Origin of the sequence: Vibrio sp. 14G-20 (assembly GCF_026241515.1) — a bacterium.
In the GTDB taxonomy this organism is placed as follows: Bacteria; Pseudomonadota; Gammaproteobacteria; order Enterobacterales; family Vibrionaceae; genus Vibrio.
In genome coordinates this window covers 1-310 of record NZ_JAPHPW010000074.1, presented here as the reverse complement: position 1 = coordinate 310, position 310 = coordinate 1, and the positions used below count along the sequence as shown (strand labels likewise).

Genomic DNA, 310 nt, shown 5'->3' with positions numbered 1-310 from the left:
AACAAGGTAGCCCTAGGGGAACCTGGGGCTGGATCACCTCCTTATACGAAGATACCACGATGAGTGTCCACACAGATTGATTAGGTTTAGAAAAGTTAAGAGTAGAAATACTTTTCCAGATGGGGCTATAGCTCAGCTGGGAGAGCGCCTCGCTGGCAGCGAGGAGGTCTGCGGTTCGATCCCGCATAGCTCCACCATCTTTAAGTGTTTTTCTTTGAAAATATTTAAAAATGGTTCCCTTCTTTTAGTAGAAGATGAATCAAGCTCTTTAACAATTTGGAAAGCTGACTGATTTGATTACTTACGAGTA

Annotated in this window: 1 tRNA gene; it reads left to right on the top strand. The window is 43.2% G+C overall.

The annotated features are described in order from the left end of the window. The first annotated feature begins 121 nt into the window (after nt 1-121). Nucleotides 122-197, top strand: a tRNA-Ala gene (locus OQJ75_RS22495). The last annotated feature ends 113 nt before the right edge of the window (nt 198-310 follow it).